This is a genomic window from Mycobacterium genavense ATCC 51234, assembly GCF_000526915.1.
In the GTDB taxonomy this organism is placed as follows: Bacteria; Actinomycetota; Actinomycetes; order Mycobacteriales; family Mycobacteriaceae; genus Mycobacterium; species Mycobacterium genavense.
The window spans coordinates 207435-221639 of the sequence record NZ_JAGZ01000006.1 but is presented as its reverse complement, the minus strand read 5'-3'; the positions used below and the strand labels follow the sequence as shown (position 1 = coordinate 221639).

The 14205-nt window shown below is 63.7% G+C and carries 10 protein-coding genes and 7 pseudogenes; 13 read left to right on the top strand and 4 right to left on the bottom strand.

Features of this window, described 5'->3' with window-relative positions:
* Positions 1–204: 204 nt before the first annotated feature.
* The 7 genes and pseudogenes from T428_RS32120 to T428_RS32115 all read left to right on the top strand — a co-directional run.
* Positions 205–1101: a universal stress protein gene (locus tag T428_RS32120; protein WP_084298759.1), complete on the top strand. Its 897-nt coding sequence runs from the start codon at positions 205–207 to the stop codon at positions 1099–1101.
* Positions 1102–1124: 23 nt separating this feature from the next.
* Positions 1125–1559 (top strand): Hsp20/alpha crystallin family protein, encoded by a 435-nt coding sequence (locus tag T428_RS0115730; RefSeq protein ID WP_025737233.1) that lies wholly within the window; start codon positions 1125–1127, stop codon positions 1557–1559.
* 13 nt (positions 1560–1572) lie between these two features.
* Positions 1573–3618 (top strand): erythromycin esterase family protein, encoded by a 2046-nt coding sequence (locus T428_RS0115725; protein WP_025737232.1) that lies wholly within the window; start codon positions 1573–1575, stop codon positions 3616–3618.
* Positions 3619–3968: 350 nt separating this feature from the next.
* Positions 3969–5618: a sensor histidine kinase gene (locus T428_RS0115720; protein ID WP_025737231.1), complete on the top strand. Its 1650-nt coding sequence runs from the start codon at positions 3969–3971 to the stop codon at positions 5616–5618.
* A 161-nt stretch (positions 5619–5779) separates the two neighbouring features.
* On the top strand, positions 5780–6046 hold the full coding sequence (locus T428_RS31275; protein WP_156942969.1) for a GNAT family N-acetyltransferase: 267 nt from the start codon (positions 5780–5782) through the stop codon (positions 6044–6046).
* Positions 6018–6143: pseudogene (locus T428_RS35485) on the top strand (GNAT family N-acetyltransferase); the annotation flags it as partial. The gene T428_RS31275 and the pseudogene T428_RS35485, both read left to right, overlap by 29 nt.
* Positions 6144–6292: 149 nt before the next feature.
* Positions 6293–6698, top strand: a pseudogene (locus tag T428_RS32115) (universal stress protein); the annotation flags it as partial.
* A gap of 413 nt (positions 6699–7111) precedes the next feature.
* On the opposite strand, the gene T428_RS0115710 reads toward T428_RS32115, so the two are convergent.
* Positions 7112–7441, bottom strand: coding sequence for a hypothetical protein (locus T428_RS0115710; RefSeq protein ID WP_245604937.1), 330 nt, complete (start codon positions 7439–7441; stop codon positions 7112–7114).
* A 133-nt stretch (positions 7442–7574) separates the two neighbouring features.
* Between T428_RS0115710 and T428_RS34710 the strand changes: the two are divergent.
* The 3 genes and pseudogenes from T428_RS34710 to T428_RS0115690 form a co-directional block, all read left to right on the top strand.
* Positions 7575–7893: pseudogene (locus tag T428_RS34710) on the top strand (GMC family oxidoreductase N-terminal domain-containing protein); the annotation flags it as partial.
* 103 nt (positions 7894–7996) lie between these two features.
* Entirely contained in the window at positions 7997–8479 is a 483-nt protein-coding gene (locus T428_RS0115695) for a MarR family winged helix-turn-helix transcriptional regulator (RefSeq protein WP_025737228.1), read from the top strand.
* 148 nt (positions 8480–8627) lie between these two features.
* On the top strand, positions 8628–9455 hold the full coding sequence (locus tag T428_RS0115690; RefSeq protein ID WP_025737227.1) for a DUF1906 domain-containing protein: 828 nt from the start codon (positions 8628–8630) through the stop codon (positions 9453–9455).
* Positions 9456–9472: 17 nt separating this feature from the next.
* On the opposite strand, the gene T428_RS0115685 is transcribed toward T428_RS0115690, so the two are convergent.
* Entirely contained in the window at positions 9473–10081 is a 609-nt protein-coding gene (locus T428_RS0115685) for an LGFP repeat-containing protein (RefSeq protein ID WP_025737226.1), read from the bottom strand.
* Positions 10082–10253: 172 nt separating this feature from the next.
* Here T428_RS0115685 and T428_RS28585 point away from each other — a divergent pair.
* From T428_RS28585 to T428_RS35475, 3 genes and pseudogenes are all read left to right on the top strand, one after another.
* A pseudogene (locus T428_RS28585) lies at positions 10254–10452 on the top strand (hypothetical protein); the annotation flags it as partial.
* A 130-nt stretch (positions 10453–10582) separates the two neighbouring features.
* Positions 10583–10906, top strand: a pseudogene (locus T428_RS35480) (L-lactate permease); the annotation flags it as partial.
* Between the two features lie 202 nt (positions 10907–11108).
* The gene (locus T428_RS35475; RefSeq protein WP_051465255.1) at positions 11109–11789 is read left to right on the top strand and encodes an L-lactate permease; all 681 of its coding nucleotides are present in this window, start codon (positions 11109–11111) and stop codon (positions 11787–11789) included.
* 35 nt (positions 11790–11824) lie between these two features.
* Here the strand turns inward: T428_RS35475 and zwf are convergent.
* Both zwf and T428_RS28570 read right to left on the bottom strand, forming a co-directional pair.
* Positions 11825–13306, bottom strand: a pseudogene (zwf, locus tag T428_RS28575) (glucose-6-phosphate dehydrogenase).
* A gap of 100 nt (positions 13307–13406) precedes the next feature.
* Positions 13407–14197: pseudogene (locus tag T428_RS28570) on the bottom strand (LLM class F420-dependent oxidoreductase).
* Positions 14198–14205 lie beyond the last annotated feature (8 nt).

Below are 14205 nucleotides of genomic sequence, written 5' to 3'. Positions count from 1 at the left end.
ACGTATCCACAGGTGAGGACCAATGCCTCTGCTCTGGCTGGGACGCACTCCGTAGCGTCCTGAATACGTTCCTAATGCCACTGAAGCCAGGAGTTCTCATGTTTGATCGGTATCCACCGAAGTCCGTCGTCGTCGGTGTGGACGGGTCGGCGGCCGCAATTCGCGCTGCCCGGTGGGCGGTAGACGAAGGTCGCCGGCACCGACATTCCGCTGCGTCTGCTCCATGTCACCAAACCGGCCGTCAATGTCAGTCCGGATGAAGCGCGGATGGCGGTGGTTGCGGCAGAGCAAGTCGTCCGCGACGCCTACCACGCGGTTGAACAGATGGGCGAGCCGGTCAAGGTGGAAACGGAACTTGTCGACGGCGCTCCGGTGGCGGCGCTCATCGCTGCTTCGCGGTCCACAACGTTGTTGTTCATCGGAGACACCGGGGCGGCGATGCACCCGAACGCCTGGTTGGGGTCGACCGCGGAAGAACTGGCACGATCCGGCCACTGTTCGGTGGCTGTCGATCCACGAGGCACGCCATCGTCGCGTGCCGTTGCGGGTACTGACATCACCCATCCGCATTCCGGTGACTCGCACATGAAACGTTGCACGGACAGCTATCCCGAGGTCGAAATCGACACCGTCCATCTGCAGGCTTCTCCTGTCGACTATCTCGCTGCGCATGCCGAAGCCATCCAGTTGGTCGTAGTCGGTGCCGCCCAGACCGCGGCGATCGAGCAACTGCTCGGCGCTCCCGGCGCTGAAGCTCGCGTGACAGCGACTTGTCCTTACTTGTCGTCGGGTTCAGGCGGCCCGGTCGCTGATACGCCGAGGGGAAGTGGAACGGTGTCAGTGTCAAACACGGAAGCAAGTAGGCATCCTCGTCGCAAGATCGCCGAGCGGCCCCAGCTGAATCGGGATCAAGCGTTCATCATCGTCAGTGGCCCTATGGCCGTTTCGGCGGTGGAATCGGCCTCCCGCGGGTCGCGTGAGCCGAGATGCCGGTCGACGCGAACGCCTACAGCAAGGGCGCTGACCAACTACCCATCTCCTTTGGGACTTCAGCCCCTTTCCGGGATTTCGACCGGTTGGTCGAATGAACATCACTGGTAATTCTCTCAATCTAGGAGACAGAGATGAGCACTCTTGCCACTCGGCATCACCCCGCATCGATCTTCCCGGACCTGTCAGAACTGTTCGCAGGCTTCCCCGCGATGGCCGGATTGCGCCCCATCTTCGACACCCGTCTGATGCGGCTGGAGGACCAAATGAAGGACGGCCGTTACATCGTGCGCGCCGAGATCCCGGGTGTCGACCCGGCGAAGGACATCGACATCACGGTGCGCGACGGACAATTGAGCATCAAGGCCGAACGCACCGAGAAGAAAGACTTCGACGGACGATCGGAATTCTCCTACGGCTCATTCGTTCGCACCGTGTCGCTGCCGGCGTGCGCTGACGAAAACAACATCGAAGCCACCTATGACAAGGGCATCCTGACGGTGTCGGTTGTGGTTGCGGAACCGGAAGCAACTGAACACCGCGTTCAGGTTCAGTCGGCCGCGAACTGACAAAGCGTGGTGCATGATGACTAGAGCCGTTGAGAACACCCGGCGCTTACCGCGCCGGGTGTTCCGCGACCGTCGCGAGGCGGGCCGAGTTTTGGCAAACCTCCTCGGCGCCTACCGCGACCGACCGGATGTGATTGTGCTGGGCTTGGCGCGGGGCGGGCTACCGGTGGCCTGGGAGGTGGCCGCCGCGCTGCATGCGCCGTTGGACGCCTTTGTGGTGCGAAAGCTCTGCGCTCCCGGGCACGAAGAGTTCGCGGTCGGGGCACTGGCAAGCGGTGGCCGCGTAGTGGTCAACGACGACATGATACGGGGCCTGCGGATCTCGCCGGGACAACTGCGTGCCATCGCCGAACGCGAGGGCCGGGAGCTGATCCGGCGTGAGGCCGCGTATCGCGGCGGACGCCCTCCGCTCGACGTCACCGGAAAGACGGTCATCCTCGTCGACGACGGGTTGGCCACCGGCGCGAGCATGTTCGCGGCGGTGCACGCCCTTCGCGAATCCGAACCCGCGCACATCGTGATTGCGGTGCCGGCCGCCCCGGAATCTACCTGCCGGGAATTCGCGGGCCTGGTGGACGATGTGGTCTGTGCGAGTATGCCCACCCCGTTCCTCGCGGTCGGGGAGTCGTTCTGGGATTTTCGCCAGGTCACCGACGAGGAAGTGCACCAGCTGCTCGCTACTTCGACGACCGATCTATCGACAGCGCCGCCACAGGCGCCGACGCCAGCCGAGGTGCTCAGCCGCGTGGCCATCGACGCTCCATCGGGCGTTCCGCCGCGCGAGGCGCTGCAGGAGCTGATAGGCGACGCGCGCATCGTGCTGATCGGTGAGAGTTCACATGGGACGCACGAGTTTTACCAGGCTCGGGCCACCATCACGAAATGGCTTATCGAGGAGAAGGGTTTCTGCGCTGTAGCCGCGGAGGCCGATTGGCCCGATGCCTACCGGGTGAACCGGTACGTCCGGGGCCTCGGCGTGGACGAGACCGCCGAGGGAGCGTTGGGCGGTTTCGAGCGATTTCCCGCCTGGATGTGGCGCAACACCGTCGTACGGGACTTCGCCGATTGGCTGCGCATCCGCAACCTGCAGTGCGAGTCAAGGCAGCAGCGCCAAGCCGGCTTCTACGGACTTGATCTCTACAGCCTGCATCGATCTATCCAGGAAGTGGTGACTTACCTGGATAGAGTTGACCCGAAGGCGGCGATGCGTGCGCGAAATCGCTACGCGTGCTTCGACCATGCTTCGGCCGACGACGGTCGAGCGTACGGTTTCGCGGCGGCGTTCGGGGCGGGTCCATCGTGCGAAAGCGAAGCGATCGAACAGCTGGTCGACATGCAGCGCAACGCCCTGGCGTATGTGCGTAGGGGCGGACTGCTCGCCGACGACGAGCTATTCTACGCCCAGCAAAATGCGCAAACGGTACGCAACGCCGAGGTGTACTACCGTGCGATGTTCAGCGGCCGGGTGAACTCGTGGAACCTGCGTGACAAGCACATGGCCGAAACACTCGAGGCGCTACTGAAACACCTGGACCGTCACGACGGCGTTGAGCGGGCACGAATAGTGGTGTGGGCGCACAACTCTCACGTCGGCGACGCACGGGCGACCGAAATGTCCGCGGATGGGCAACTCACCCTGGGGCAACTGGTCCGGCAGCGATACGGCGACGAGTCACGCCTGATCGGATTCAGCACGTACAGCGGTACCGTGACTGCCGCCAGCGACTGGGGCGGCGTCGCGGAACGCAAGGCTGTTCGGCCTGCGCTGAACGGCAGCATCGTAGAATTGCTACACGAGACCGGCAAAAGCTCCTTCCTGGTGTCGCCAGATCTCACTCCCGAAGCCGCGGACCCGCTCGGCGTTGTTCGCTTGGGTCGCGCCATCGGCGTGATTTATCGGCCGGAAACGGAGCGCCAAAGCCACTACTTCCACGTTCGGCCCGCGGATCAATTCGACGCGATGATCCATATCGATCGGACCCGAGCACTCGAGCCGCTGGAGCCGACGAGTTTGTGGATCGCCGGCGAAACACCGGAAACGTACCCGTCCGGGTTGTAACGACAAGCGAGCGGAGTCGACACGTGCGTTGACTCGAACTCGAGGTCATCGGCGGGGCAGGCTCGGCATCCGACGCGTCCGGGCCGGCCGGCCGAAACCGTCCTGAGCAGGCCCGATCGAGCGCGCGCTTGCCGTCGGGATGGGGGTTTGGGCATCCCGCATTTGTTGGGTAGTTATTGCCATTCGATTAAACTCGGCGATGGCGTCTCCGCGTTGCTCGCTAAGCGCACGTTGCGCTGGACGACGAGCAGGTGTCGGGGGTCCGAACAGCCGGAGGTATCGGGCGAATGGTCAGCGGTGATAGTGACTCGGCTTTTGCCGGACTCGGCCAGCGTGGGCTCGTCAGCAGAATGCACCAGCAACTCGACGAGTTGCTGGCGTCGCGTGATCAGATGGAGCAACTGCTTCAGGTGTTCGTCGAGATCGGATCCGATCTCGAGCTGGACGCAACCCTGCGCCGCATCATCAGCGCGGCCCGGAAGTTGACTTCTGCCCCGTACGGCGCCCTAGCGATCCGCGACGCCGACGGGATGTTGATGTCGTTTGTCCACGACGGAATAGAGGCCGACCACGCGGGGCAGATCGGGCATCTGCCGGTTGGCAAGGGAATTCTGAGCCTGTCGTTTTATGACACGCCGGCATTGCGTCTGGACGATTTGACGAAGCATCCGGCCGCGGTCGGATTCCCCGCGCACCATCCGCCGATGCGGGCTTTTCTCGGCGTGCCGATCACCATTCGGGGCAAGATCTTCGGCAATCTGTATCTCACTCACGACGAGCCCAACCGCTTGTTCTCCGAATCTGACGAGATGGCCGCTCGTGCACTGGCATTCGCTGCCGCGGTCGCCATCGACAAGGCGCAACTGTTCGCGCAGGAGCGGACGGCGGTGAAGTGGATGGAGGCAAGCCGCGAAATCACCGCCGCGCTTCTGTCTAGCGAAGCACCTAGCCGGGCCCCGTTGCAGTTGATCGCCGAAAAAGTATGCGTGCTAACCGAAGCCGAGCAGGCGATTGTGCTTGTTCCAGACGACGACGACTTGCCCGTGGACGAAATCGAAACGCTGGTTATCTCCGCAGCGGTGGGGTTGAATGCCTCAGACCTTATCGGCCAACGAAATCCAGTGGATGATTCCACGAGCGGGGTGGTATTCCGGTCCGGTGAACCACAGATCACCGAAGCTCTGAGCTACCCGATCCAGTCGTTCACCGACCTCGGCCAGCGAAGCGCAATCTTGATGCCGTTGCGGACCGACGATCACATCGCCGGAGTCATCGTCGTTGCCCGCAGCCCGGAAGGGCCGCCGTTCGATCACAGTTACCTCAATCTGGTAAGCGATTTCGCGACACATGCCGCGATAGCGCTGATGCTCGCGTCGGGCCGCGAAAACACGCGCCAACTAACGCTGGTGGCCGAGCGCGAGCGCATTGCCCACGACCTGCATGACCATGTCATCCAGCGGCTGTTCGCAGCGGGGACGGATCTGCAAGGCACAATGGCCCGGGTGCGTTCAGCGGAGGTTGCCGACCGGCTGAACCGCACCCTCGATGATCTCCAAACAATCATCGAGGAGATCCGCACCACCATTTTCCAGTTGAAAACGCCACTCGGAAACGGCGGCGGATTCCGGAACCGAATCCAACGAGCGGTTGCCGACCTCACCGAAGGTCGCGACATCGTCACCACGGTTCGGATGCACGGGCCGACGAGTGCCATCGGCGGCGAGCTCGCCGACCACGCCGAAGCAGTCACCGCTGAAGCGGTCAGTAACGCGGTTCGCCACTCTGGCGCTTCACGTCTCACGGTTGAGGTCGATGTCGGGGACATGTTGACGATCGATGTCACCGACAACGGTTGTGGCATCCCCGCTGACAATCGCCGCCGCAGCGGTCTGGCGAATATGCTGTACCGCGCCGAACAGGTCGGCGGTCGCTGTGACGTCGGCAATGCAGCGGATGGGGGCACCCGAATCCGCTGGACGGCCCCGCTGCCCGGTCGCTGAGGCGCGGTGAATTCCCTCACGGCGTTACGCGCGCGGGACCAATGGCACCGCGGTGGGGTTCTAACGGCCCTGCCGGGCCGAGCGAACCGCGAATAGCGTTGTGTTCAAGCCAAACACACATGTCCGCGGTCGGCCGTAAGGAGGGGGCATGAGGCCATCAATTGGCGGAATACTCCGCTACGGCTCAACTGGTCGACGGGCGGATGGTGTCGTTGCGGAACCTCACCCCCGAAGACGCCGAGGCGACGCTGGCACTGCATCAACACCTTACCGACTTCGAGCGGTACTACCGGTTCTTTACGCTGAACCAAATCGATCTCGAGCACCTCGTACAAACGATTACCGAGCCGTCCCACGATCGGTACTCGCTCGGTGCATTCGACGCCGACCAATTGATCGGTGTGGCAACACTACGTCGTCGTCGATGACCCCAAAGTCGCTGAAGTCGCGGTCGCGGTCGCCCATGAAGATCATTCACTCGGCGTGGGAACCGCCCTGATCAAGCATGTCGCGCACGTCGCTCGGGCACACGGAATCAAGCGGTTCGTGGCCGATGTTTTGAGCGAAAACCATCTCATGCTTGCGGTGCTGTTCGATCTCGGTTGGTGTTGCAAGCCAACGTATTACGGAGCCGTTCACCACATCGAGGTCGAGCTACCCGATGTGCTGGACACGCCTGGATGGTCGTGGCCGGCAGCCAGGGACTCGGAGCGTTGGGACGGCTGCTTGCTGGGCTCGGTCACCACGTCGCTGGTTCATCACGCCCACTGCCCGGTTGCGGTCATTCATACCTACAATGGCGCGGCCCCTGACCCTGCTGCGCCGGTGCTACTGGGTGTCGACGGGTCGCCGGCCTCGGAAGCAGCTACCGCTTTGGCGTTCGATGAGGCCTCCCGAAGAGGGGTTGAGCTGGTGGCGCTGCACGCGTGGAGCGACGTGGGAGTATTTCCGATGCTCGGAACGGATTGGCGCGGACAGCGAGGCCAAAGGGCTGGAGATCCTTGCCGAGCGCCTCGCTGGTTGGCAAGAACAAGTATCACGACGGATGTTGAGTTGTTGAGGCGGGTGCTCTGCTGTGACTAGCCAGCTCGCTGGCTGCTGGAGCAATCGAAGCGCAACTCACAATTGGTGGTTTGCCCAAACCTGCCCGCCGATAGATAATTGTGCCGATAAGCGACATTATGTCACGTAAGAACCCTGCACATTGAAACCCGTCCTGCGGTTTTGGCTGCCTCTCGGCGGCGATGTCGCGTCCAGGGCTTTCTCCGGGCTCGCAGGTAGCTATGCGTTCGGCATGCCGCTCACCGGCACCCCGACCTTGAGTGCCCACCCACGAAGTCAAAGCCGTTGCTGCACATGGCATCTACAGCCTGTTCGGAGATCGCCGCGCCCAGAAACCCACTGCCGACGACCACTGCCTGGTCAAGTGCTCCCCCACCGGGGTCGTACCTGGAGTGATGCCACCGCGAAGCCGGCCGTTGCGGCACCCGCCGCTAACCCATCGACAAGATCGCGCTTGCGGAGACGCCAATCACTGTCACCAGGGCCACCAAAATCACCGTGACCGACGCGCGCACGATCTCTTCCTCCGTGAGCCGCCAGCGCGGCTTCGATTCGACGAGACCGGCGCCCCGTGGACGGCCGACGGCATTCAAACTTGCAACCGCCAAAAGGAGATCGTCGGCCGCGTCTTGGTCGACGACGTCGTGCGCGGCGATTGAGGTGGTCATATCAGCCCCCAGGGCCCAAACGCCGGTAGGCGTTGTCGGGATGTCGAAAGTATTGGCCTTCTCCGTGTATTCACGATACGAGTGCGAGATCACGATTGTGGTAACGATCCTTAACGGTCACGGCACACAATCATGCTCCCGTATCGGGCGCCGAGGCATAGGTTAGCTCTGATAGTGAATTCCTTCTTCAGTGGTGCGCCAACCCATTTCGTTGTCCAATATCGAAGTGAGCCCGGTAGCCGAATTCGACGTCATCATCGTGGGAGCAGGCAGTGCGGGCTGCCTGCTCGCCAATCGGCTCAGCGCCGACCCTGATCGCCGGGTGCTCCTGATCGAGGCGGGCGGCAAAGACAACTAGTTCTGGATCAAGGTTGCCAGTGGGCTATCTGTACACGATCGCCAACCCCCGCACCGATTGGTGCTTCACGACCGAGCCGGATCCCGGCCTGGCCGGCCGCAGCATTCACTACGCGCGCGGCCGAGTGATCGGCGGCTGCTCGTCGATCAACGCCATGATCCACATGCGTGGACAGGCGAGCGACTACGTCGTCGCTCATTAGTTCCGCGATCTGGTTACCGACCGAAGAGGTCGACTACTCCATTATGGAGATTTGATGATGCATCAACCAATTGGGTAGTATGCGCTCGATGGAACCGAACTGGTTGAACGCCCGCGAAGACCGGGCCTGGCGCGCCTTCATGCACGCGCATCACCAACTCGTCGCGCACCTGAACCGGCGCCTGCAGGAATCGGGTATATCCGGGTCCGACTACGAGGTCCTCGCGGTGCTCTCGGCTCTCGACGGGGACCGCATGCCCGCGCGCGACCTGTGCACCGCGCTGGGTTGGGAGAAGAGTCGCGTCTCCCATCACGTGCGGCGCATGCAGGAGGCCGGGCTGATCTGCCGCGAACCCAACCCCGACGACGCCCGCAGCACCATGGTCTGCCTGCTGCCGGCTGGCCGCGCCGCGATCGAGAAGGCCGCGCCGGGGCATGTGGCGGACGTCCGCCGGAACTTCATCGACCTGCTTACCCCTGCTGAACTCGACATGATGGCCACCCTCAACGAGCGGGTCCTGCACCACGTGGCCGCAAACGACGACTCCTCCGCCGACGACGCGCGCAGCTGACGATCCGGAAATACCCACGCCGAGTTCTTTCGTCGCGGCGTGAAGCGATAGCCGAACGGTCACCGTTGGATATCCATTAGGGACTGCAACCGCGTTTCGGCTAGCGCAGGTCTATCGGTAACAACGGTCACATCGTTAACATCGCGCGATGCACAATGTGCCCGCGCCGGTTAGCGATGTGCGACTGCGAACTGTTTCCCGCCGCGACGCGCTCCGGTACGCCGCCGCGTTGGCCGGTCTGGGTGCCGCATCGGTAGCTTGCGGCATGCCCGCGGCGGCCGCCGCCACCCCTCCCCAACTGATCGACTTTGCCGCGCGCCAGATTCCGGCGCAGCAGATCCGGGCCGCCGGCTATAGCGGGGTGGTCAACTACGTTTCGGAGTCGCGTCCCGGCTCATCGTTTGGCGCCAAGCCGATCACGCGGTCCTACGCCGACTCATTGAAAGCCGCGGGCCTGGTGATCGTCAGCAACTACCAATACGGCAAGCCGGGAGGGTCGGCACCGTCCGACTTCACCCGGGGCTACGCGGGCGGCGTCGCGGACGCGCGCACCGCCTGGCAACTGCACACCGCGGCAGGCGGCGGCCAGAGCGCGCCAATTTTCTTCACCATCGACGAGGACATTAATCGCGACACCTGGAATCGCACTGCGCTGCAATGGTTTCGCGGAATCAACTCGGTTCTCGGGGTTCAACGCACCGGCGTCTACGGAGGCATCCGGGTGTGCCAGTGGGCCGCGGCCGATGGCGTTGTCGGGTGTTCGAGCACACCCGGCCGCCGGTGGCTGTGGCAAACTCGAGCCTGGTCCGGCAATCAGGTCCACCCCGCCGCCGTTCTCTACCAGCGGGTCGTGAGCACTGCGTCCAATCCGGGGCCGAAGGTCGGCGGACTCGAAGTGGACGTCAACGACGTCCTGGCTCCCGATTGCGGCCAGTGGAGCCTCCATGGCGGCCATCCACCTGGTGACGTGCGGTAGCGGCGCCGCAATTCGAGCTAGAGCCCGGATGGCACGACCTTGCCGTCTACTGTCACCGCAACCTGGTCGGTCGTCGGGTTGTACTCGATCTTGCCGTGCTCGAAGGTCGACACCTGCAAGTCGCCGACGACATTCACATCGCTGGTGGGCAAACCCAGCGGACCTGCCGAACCGTTGGTGCCGGTGACAGTGGGCGTGCCGTCCGGACCGCGTGGGACATTCCAGGCCTCGCGGATCTTGCCCACGACGATGTATGCGGGCGTACCGACCTGGTTGTTCTTCGCGATGATCGCGCCGCCCTGGAACTGCTGGAACACGACGCCGCTCTCCCGCGTCCCCGCGTTGCGGTCACCCGTCAGCGGCTTGCCGAGAGCCTGCCTCTGACTGTTGGTGGCCGACGAGTATTTGGCGGCGATCGGCCCCGTCAGCGTCACCTCGACGTCGTCCACCCCGACGAGCTTCACCTCCGTGGGCAGAGCCGGCGCGTGAGAAGTACAGGTGGCGCTCACCTTGGCCTGACGCGGTGCCGACGCGTCGACGCTCTTGCTGTTGCCGCAGCCCGCAGCGATAAGCCCGGCGACGGCCAAACCGACAGCCGTTGCGCGGCGGTATCCGATCGTTGTCATGGCTTCCTCTCGGGTGGCGCGGGCTCCGAACAACTTACGCGGCCGGCAGTCGCGGCCGGCCGAGCGCCCGAGCAGGCGAACTTCAGGTTTGAAATTTCGAACTCTGGATAGAACTCACCTGTGAATCGGCTGCGGCCTTTCGACAGCCGGCACCTCACGAGGGGAGCTCGAAATGGCGTTCTCACACATTGCATCGAAAACGGTGGCAGCAACAGTTCTATTGGCGGGGGCCGGAGTTGTCGCGGCGACACCGGAATTCGCGGATCCACAAGTGCTGCAATTCGGCCAGATGGCGGAGATTTCCAGTAATGGGGGCACCATCGACTACACCGTCGGCAACCTGCAAGCCCAGCGGCCACAACGACGGCATTTGATACTCCGACGTCACGGCCGCGTGAGCGACGATCTGCGCCGAACGAGAATGCGATGATGATCGCCTGGATGCGGTGACTACTCGAAGCGCTGGCGGGGTTCGGCGCGCCGGTCGCGGTCACCTCGGTGATGTTGCTTGCCCTGGGCTTCAAGCCGCTCAAGGCCGCCGTGCTCGCCCTCGTTGCCAACATCGCGCCGGTAGCCTACGGCGCGATGGCCACACCAGTCATCGTGCTCGGCAAGGTATCCGGATTGTCCAGCGACGCGCTCGGCGCGATGGTCGGGCGTCAAACCCCCATCATGGCACTGTTCGTCCCGCTGGCCCTGGTGGCCATCGTCGACGGTCGACGCGGAATCCGGGAGACGTGGCCCGCGGCACTGACCGCCGGCGCGGTGTTCGGAGTCGGCCAATTCGCCACGTCGAACTACGTCTCGGTACCGCTGACCGACGTCGTGGCAGCACTGCTATCGGCCGGCGCAGTGGTGTTACTGCTACGTCTCCGGCGTCCGCAGACCGCACCCGCGCCGCTGTCGTCGTGGCGGGCGGCGCTTCCGACACGATGCCCCCGAATTCGAAGCGAGCCTGGGGCGAGGCGAGTCACGCGTCGAGATCGTCCGCGCATACGCGCCGTACGCGATCATCATTGCCATCTTCGTGATCTGCCAGATCCCGGCGGTGAAGCGGTATCTGGACGGCGCGACCTACACCGTGCACTGGCCGGGACTGCATCTGCTGACGGCCAAGGGCACCCCGTCCACGCTGCCGAATTTCACCTTCAACCTGCTGACCACCCCGGGCACCCAGATGCTGGTGGCAGGCATCGTTGCGATGGTGGTGCTGCGCCTGCCGGTGGGCGCTGCGATCAAGGCCTACGGCGCGACACTGTATCGGCTTCGTTGGGCAATCCTCACCGTAATGGCAGTGCTGGCACTGGCTTTCGTGATGAACGCCTCCGGTCAGACCATCACGCTGGGCACCTGGATGGCCGGGGCGGGCGGCGCCTTCGCGATGCTCTCTCCCATTCTGGGCTGGCTGGGTGTGGCGGTGACCGGGTCCGACACCTCGTCGAACTCCCTGTTCGGTGCACTGCAGGTAACCGCCGCGGCCAAGGCGGGGCTCTCGCCGCTGCTGATGGCCGCGGGCAACAGCTCCGGTGGTGTGCTGGGCAAGATCATCTCGCCGCAAAACCTCGCGATCGCGGCCGCCGCGGTCGAACTGCACGGAAAAGAGGGCGACATCTTCCGCCGAGTCGTGTTGTGGAGCTTGGTGTTCCTGGCCTTTATCTGCGTCCTGTCCGGGCTGCAAGCGTCGGTGCTGTCCTGGATGGTGTATTGACGCGTGCCCCGCTGCGATCAGGTTCTCGCTTCGCGCTAACCCCGCCCGAACGGCAACCGCCACGCATTGGGTGCGATCAACTGATGAATCGCGTTGGGCCCCCAACTTCCCGGCGGGTACACCTTGACCGCGGGCGGGTCGCTGAGGAGTTCCTGCGAACGCTCCCATAGTGATTCGATGCCCTCGGCGGTGGTGAACAGCGTGTGGTCACTGCGCATCGCATCGAGAATGAGCCGCTCGTAAGCCTCCAGCGTCTGGTCCGCGGTGTCGATCTCTCGAGACGAGAACTGCATCGACATCTTGTCGAGTTTCATCCCCGGCCCCGGCCGCTTGCCGTAGAACGACAGCGAAACCTTGGAGTTGTCAGCAAGATCGAACGTGAGCTGGTCGGGGCCCTGGGTCCCTACCCCCGACCCGGGCGGGAACATGCTGCGCGGCGCCTCTTTGAATGCGATCGAGATGATGCGGATGCCCTCCGCCATCTTCTTGCCGGTGCGCAGATAAATCGGCACCCCGGCCCAGCGCCAGTTGTCGATGCCGACCTTGAGAGCGATGAACGTCTCGGTGTCGGAATCGCTTGCCACGCCGGGCTCCCCGCGGTACCCGTTGTACTGGCCACGCACCACGTCGGCGCACTTCACCGGCAGCATCGAGCGGAACACCTTGTTCTTCTCTTCGCTGATGGCATAGGGCTCCAGGGCCGTCGGCGGATCCATCACCACGAACGCCATTACCTGGAACAGGTGGGTGACCACCATGTCTTTGTAAGCGCCGGTGCTTTCGTAGAAGTTCGCCGGTTGATCCAGCCCGAGTGTTTCGGGGATGTAGATCTGGATGTGGTCGATGAAGTTGCGGTTCCAGATTGGCTCGAACAGGCCGTTGGCGAACCGGAATGCCAGGATGTTCTGGGCGGCTTCCTTGCCGAGGAAGTGGTCGATGCGGAAAATCTGGGATTCGTCGAACGTCTCGTGCAAGAAGTCGTTGAGGGCCACCGCGCTTTCCAAGTTGGTGCCGAACGGCTTTTCCATGACGACCCGGGAGCGCTCGACGAGGTTCGCGTCGCGCAGCATGGTGATCACGTCGCGCGCCGCTTTCGGCGGGACGGACAGGTAATGCAGGCGCCGCACGTTCGGGCCCAGGTTCGCCTCGGCGTCGGCGACCGCGGCGGCCAGTGCCGCCGGCCCGGCACCCTACGGGACGTAGCGCACGATCTTGGAGAAATCGGCCCACTGCTCGGGGGTGAGTTTGTGGGTGCCGTACGAATCGATCGCGTTCTTGGCGATATCCCGAAACTCGTCGTCGCTCAGATCCTCCAGCGACGTCGCGACGATTTGGATGTCGGGTGCCAACTCGGACTGATCCAGATAGGCCAGCCCGGAAATCAGCTTGCGCTTGGCCAGATCCCCGGTCGCGCCGAATAGGACGATGACATGGGGGTCGAGCGGAGCGTAGTCGTGGCGGCGCGGACGCGATTCCGGCGCCGGGTAAGAGATCGTTTGCGGGTTCTTCTCGGCCACCCCGGTGATACTTCCACTGTCGCGACCTATCCGCAGCCGAGGGGCCGCATCGGTTTTCTGTTGCAAATCAGATGTTCATCCGCGGCTGGTAGCGAGCCGCTTATTGCCCGCGCCAGGCGAGCATCGCCTCCAGCTCGGAGAAGTCGTACCCGTTGTCGTCAGGGTGGATCTCGGTGGTGAACAACGTGACGCCCTCGTCGAGGAAGGCGTCGGCGGTCTTGGCGTCCAGGCCATTGCGCGCTCGATGCGGGCCTCGTCGCGCCCGGCCTCGGTCGCGAGCCGCTTGAGGAGTTCGTTTTTGCGGCGGATCTCGTCGATGGGTTCGAAGCTGTGCCAGATATGGGCGTGCCGCGCCGCCGCGGGAATGGTGCGTCGCTCACCGCCTCCCCCGATCAAAATCGGGATCTGCCGCAACGGGCTGGGAGTCAGATGGTTGAGCCGATATTCGATGCGCTGCAGGCCCTCGTCGAACTGGTCCATCCTCGATCTCACGGTCCCGTATGCGTAGCCGTAGGCGATGAAGTCGTGCGGATACCAGCCGGCGCCAAGCCCCAGGATCAACCGCCCTCCACTGATGTGATCGACCGTGCCAGCCATATCCGCGACCAGGTCGGGGTTGCGGTACGGCATTCCGCTGACGAGCAGGCTGATCTCGGCGCGACTGGTGATCTCGCCCCACGACGCCAGGGCGGTCCACGCTTCGAAGTTGTTGACCTCGGGCTGCTCATCCTGCAGCTGCGGCACGCCGTCGACGATGTCGATGAACGGCTTGTGAAAGTGGTCGTAGCCGAAAATGGCGTCGGCGCCGAGTTCTTCGGCATGCAGCACCGCCTGGCGCCATGTCGCGTAGTCCGGCGTCCCGCCCGCCCACAGGTGAACGCCGATGCGCACCGTCGCCG

Excerpts from the sequence above, each read along its gene's own strand:
- T428_RS0115730 (WP_025737233.1), top strand. The coding sequence starts at position 1,125 with ATGAGCACTCTTGCCACTCGGCATCACCCCGCATCGATCTTCCCGGAC.
- T428_RS0115725 (WP_025737232.1), top strand. The coding sequence starts at position 1,573 with ATGATGACTAGAGCCGTTGAGAACACCCGGCGCTTACCGCGCCGGGTG.
- T428_RS0115720 (WP_025737231.1), top strand. The coding sequence starts at position 3,969 with ATGCACCAGCAACTCGACGAGTTGCTGGCGTCGCGTGATCAGATGGAG.
- T428_RS0115695 (WP_025737228.1), top strand. The coding sequence starts at position 7,997 with ATGGAACCGAACTGGTTGAACGCCCGCGAAGACCGGGCCTGGCGCGCC.
- T428_RS0115690 (WP_025737227.1), top strand. The coding sequence starts at position 8,628 with ATGCACAATGTGCCCGCGCCGGTTAGCGATGTGCGACTGCGAACTGTT.
- T428_RS0115685 (WP_025737226.1), bottom strand. The coding sequence starts at position 10,081 with ATGACAACGATCGGATACCGCCGCGCAACGGCTGTCGGTTTGGCCGTC.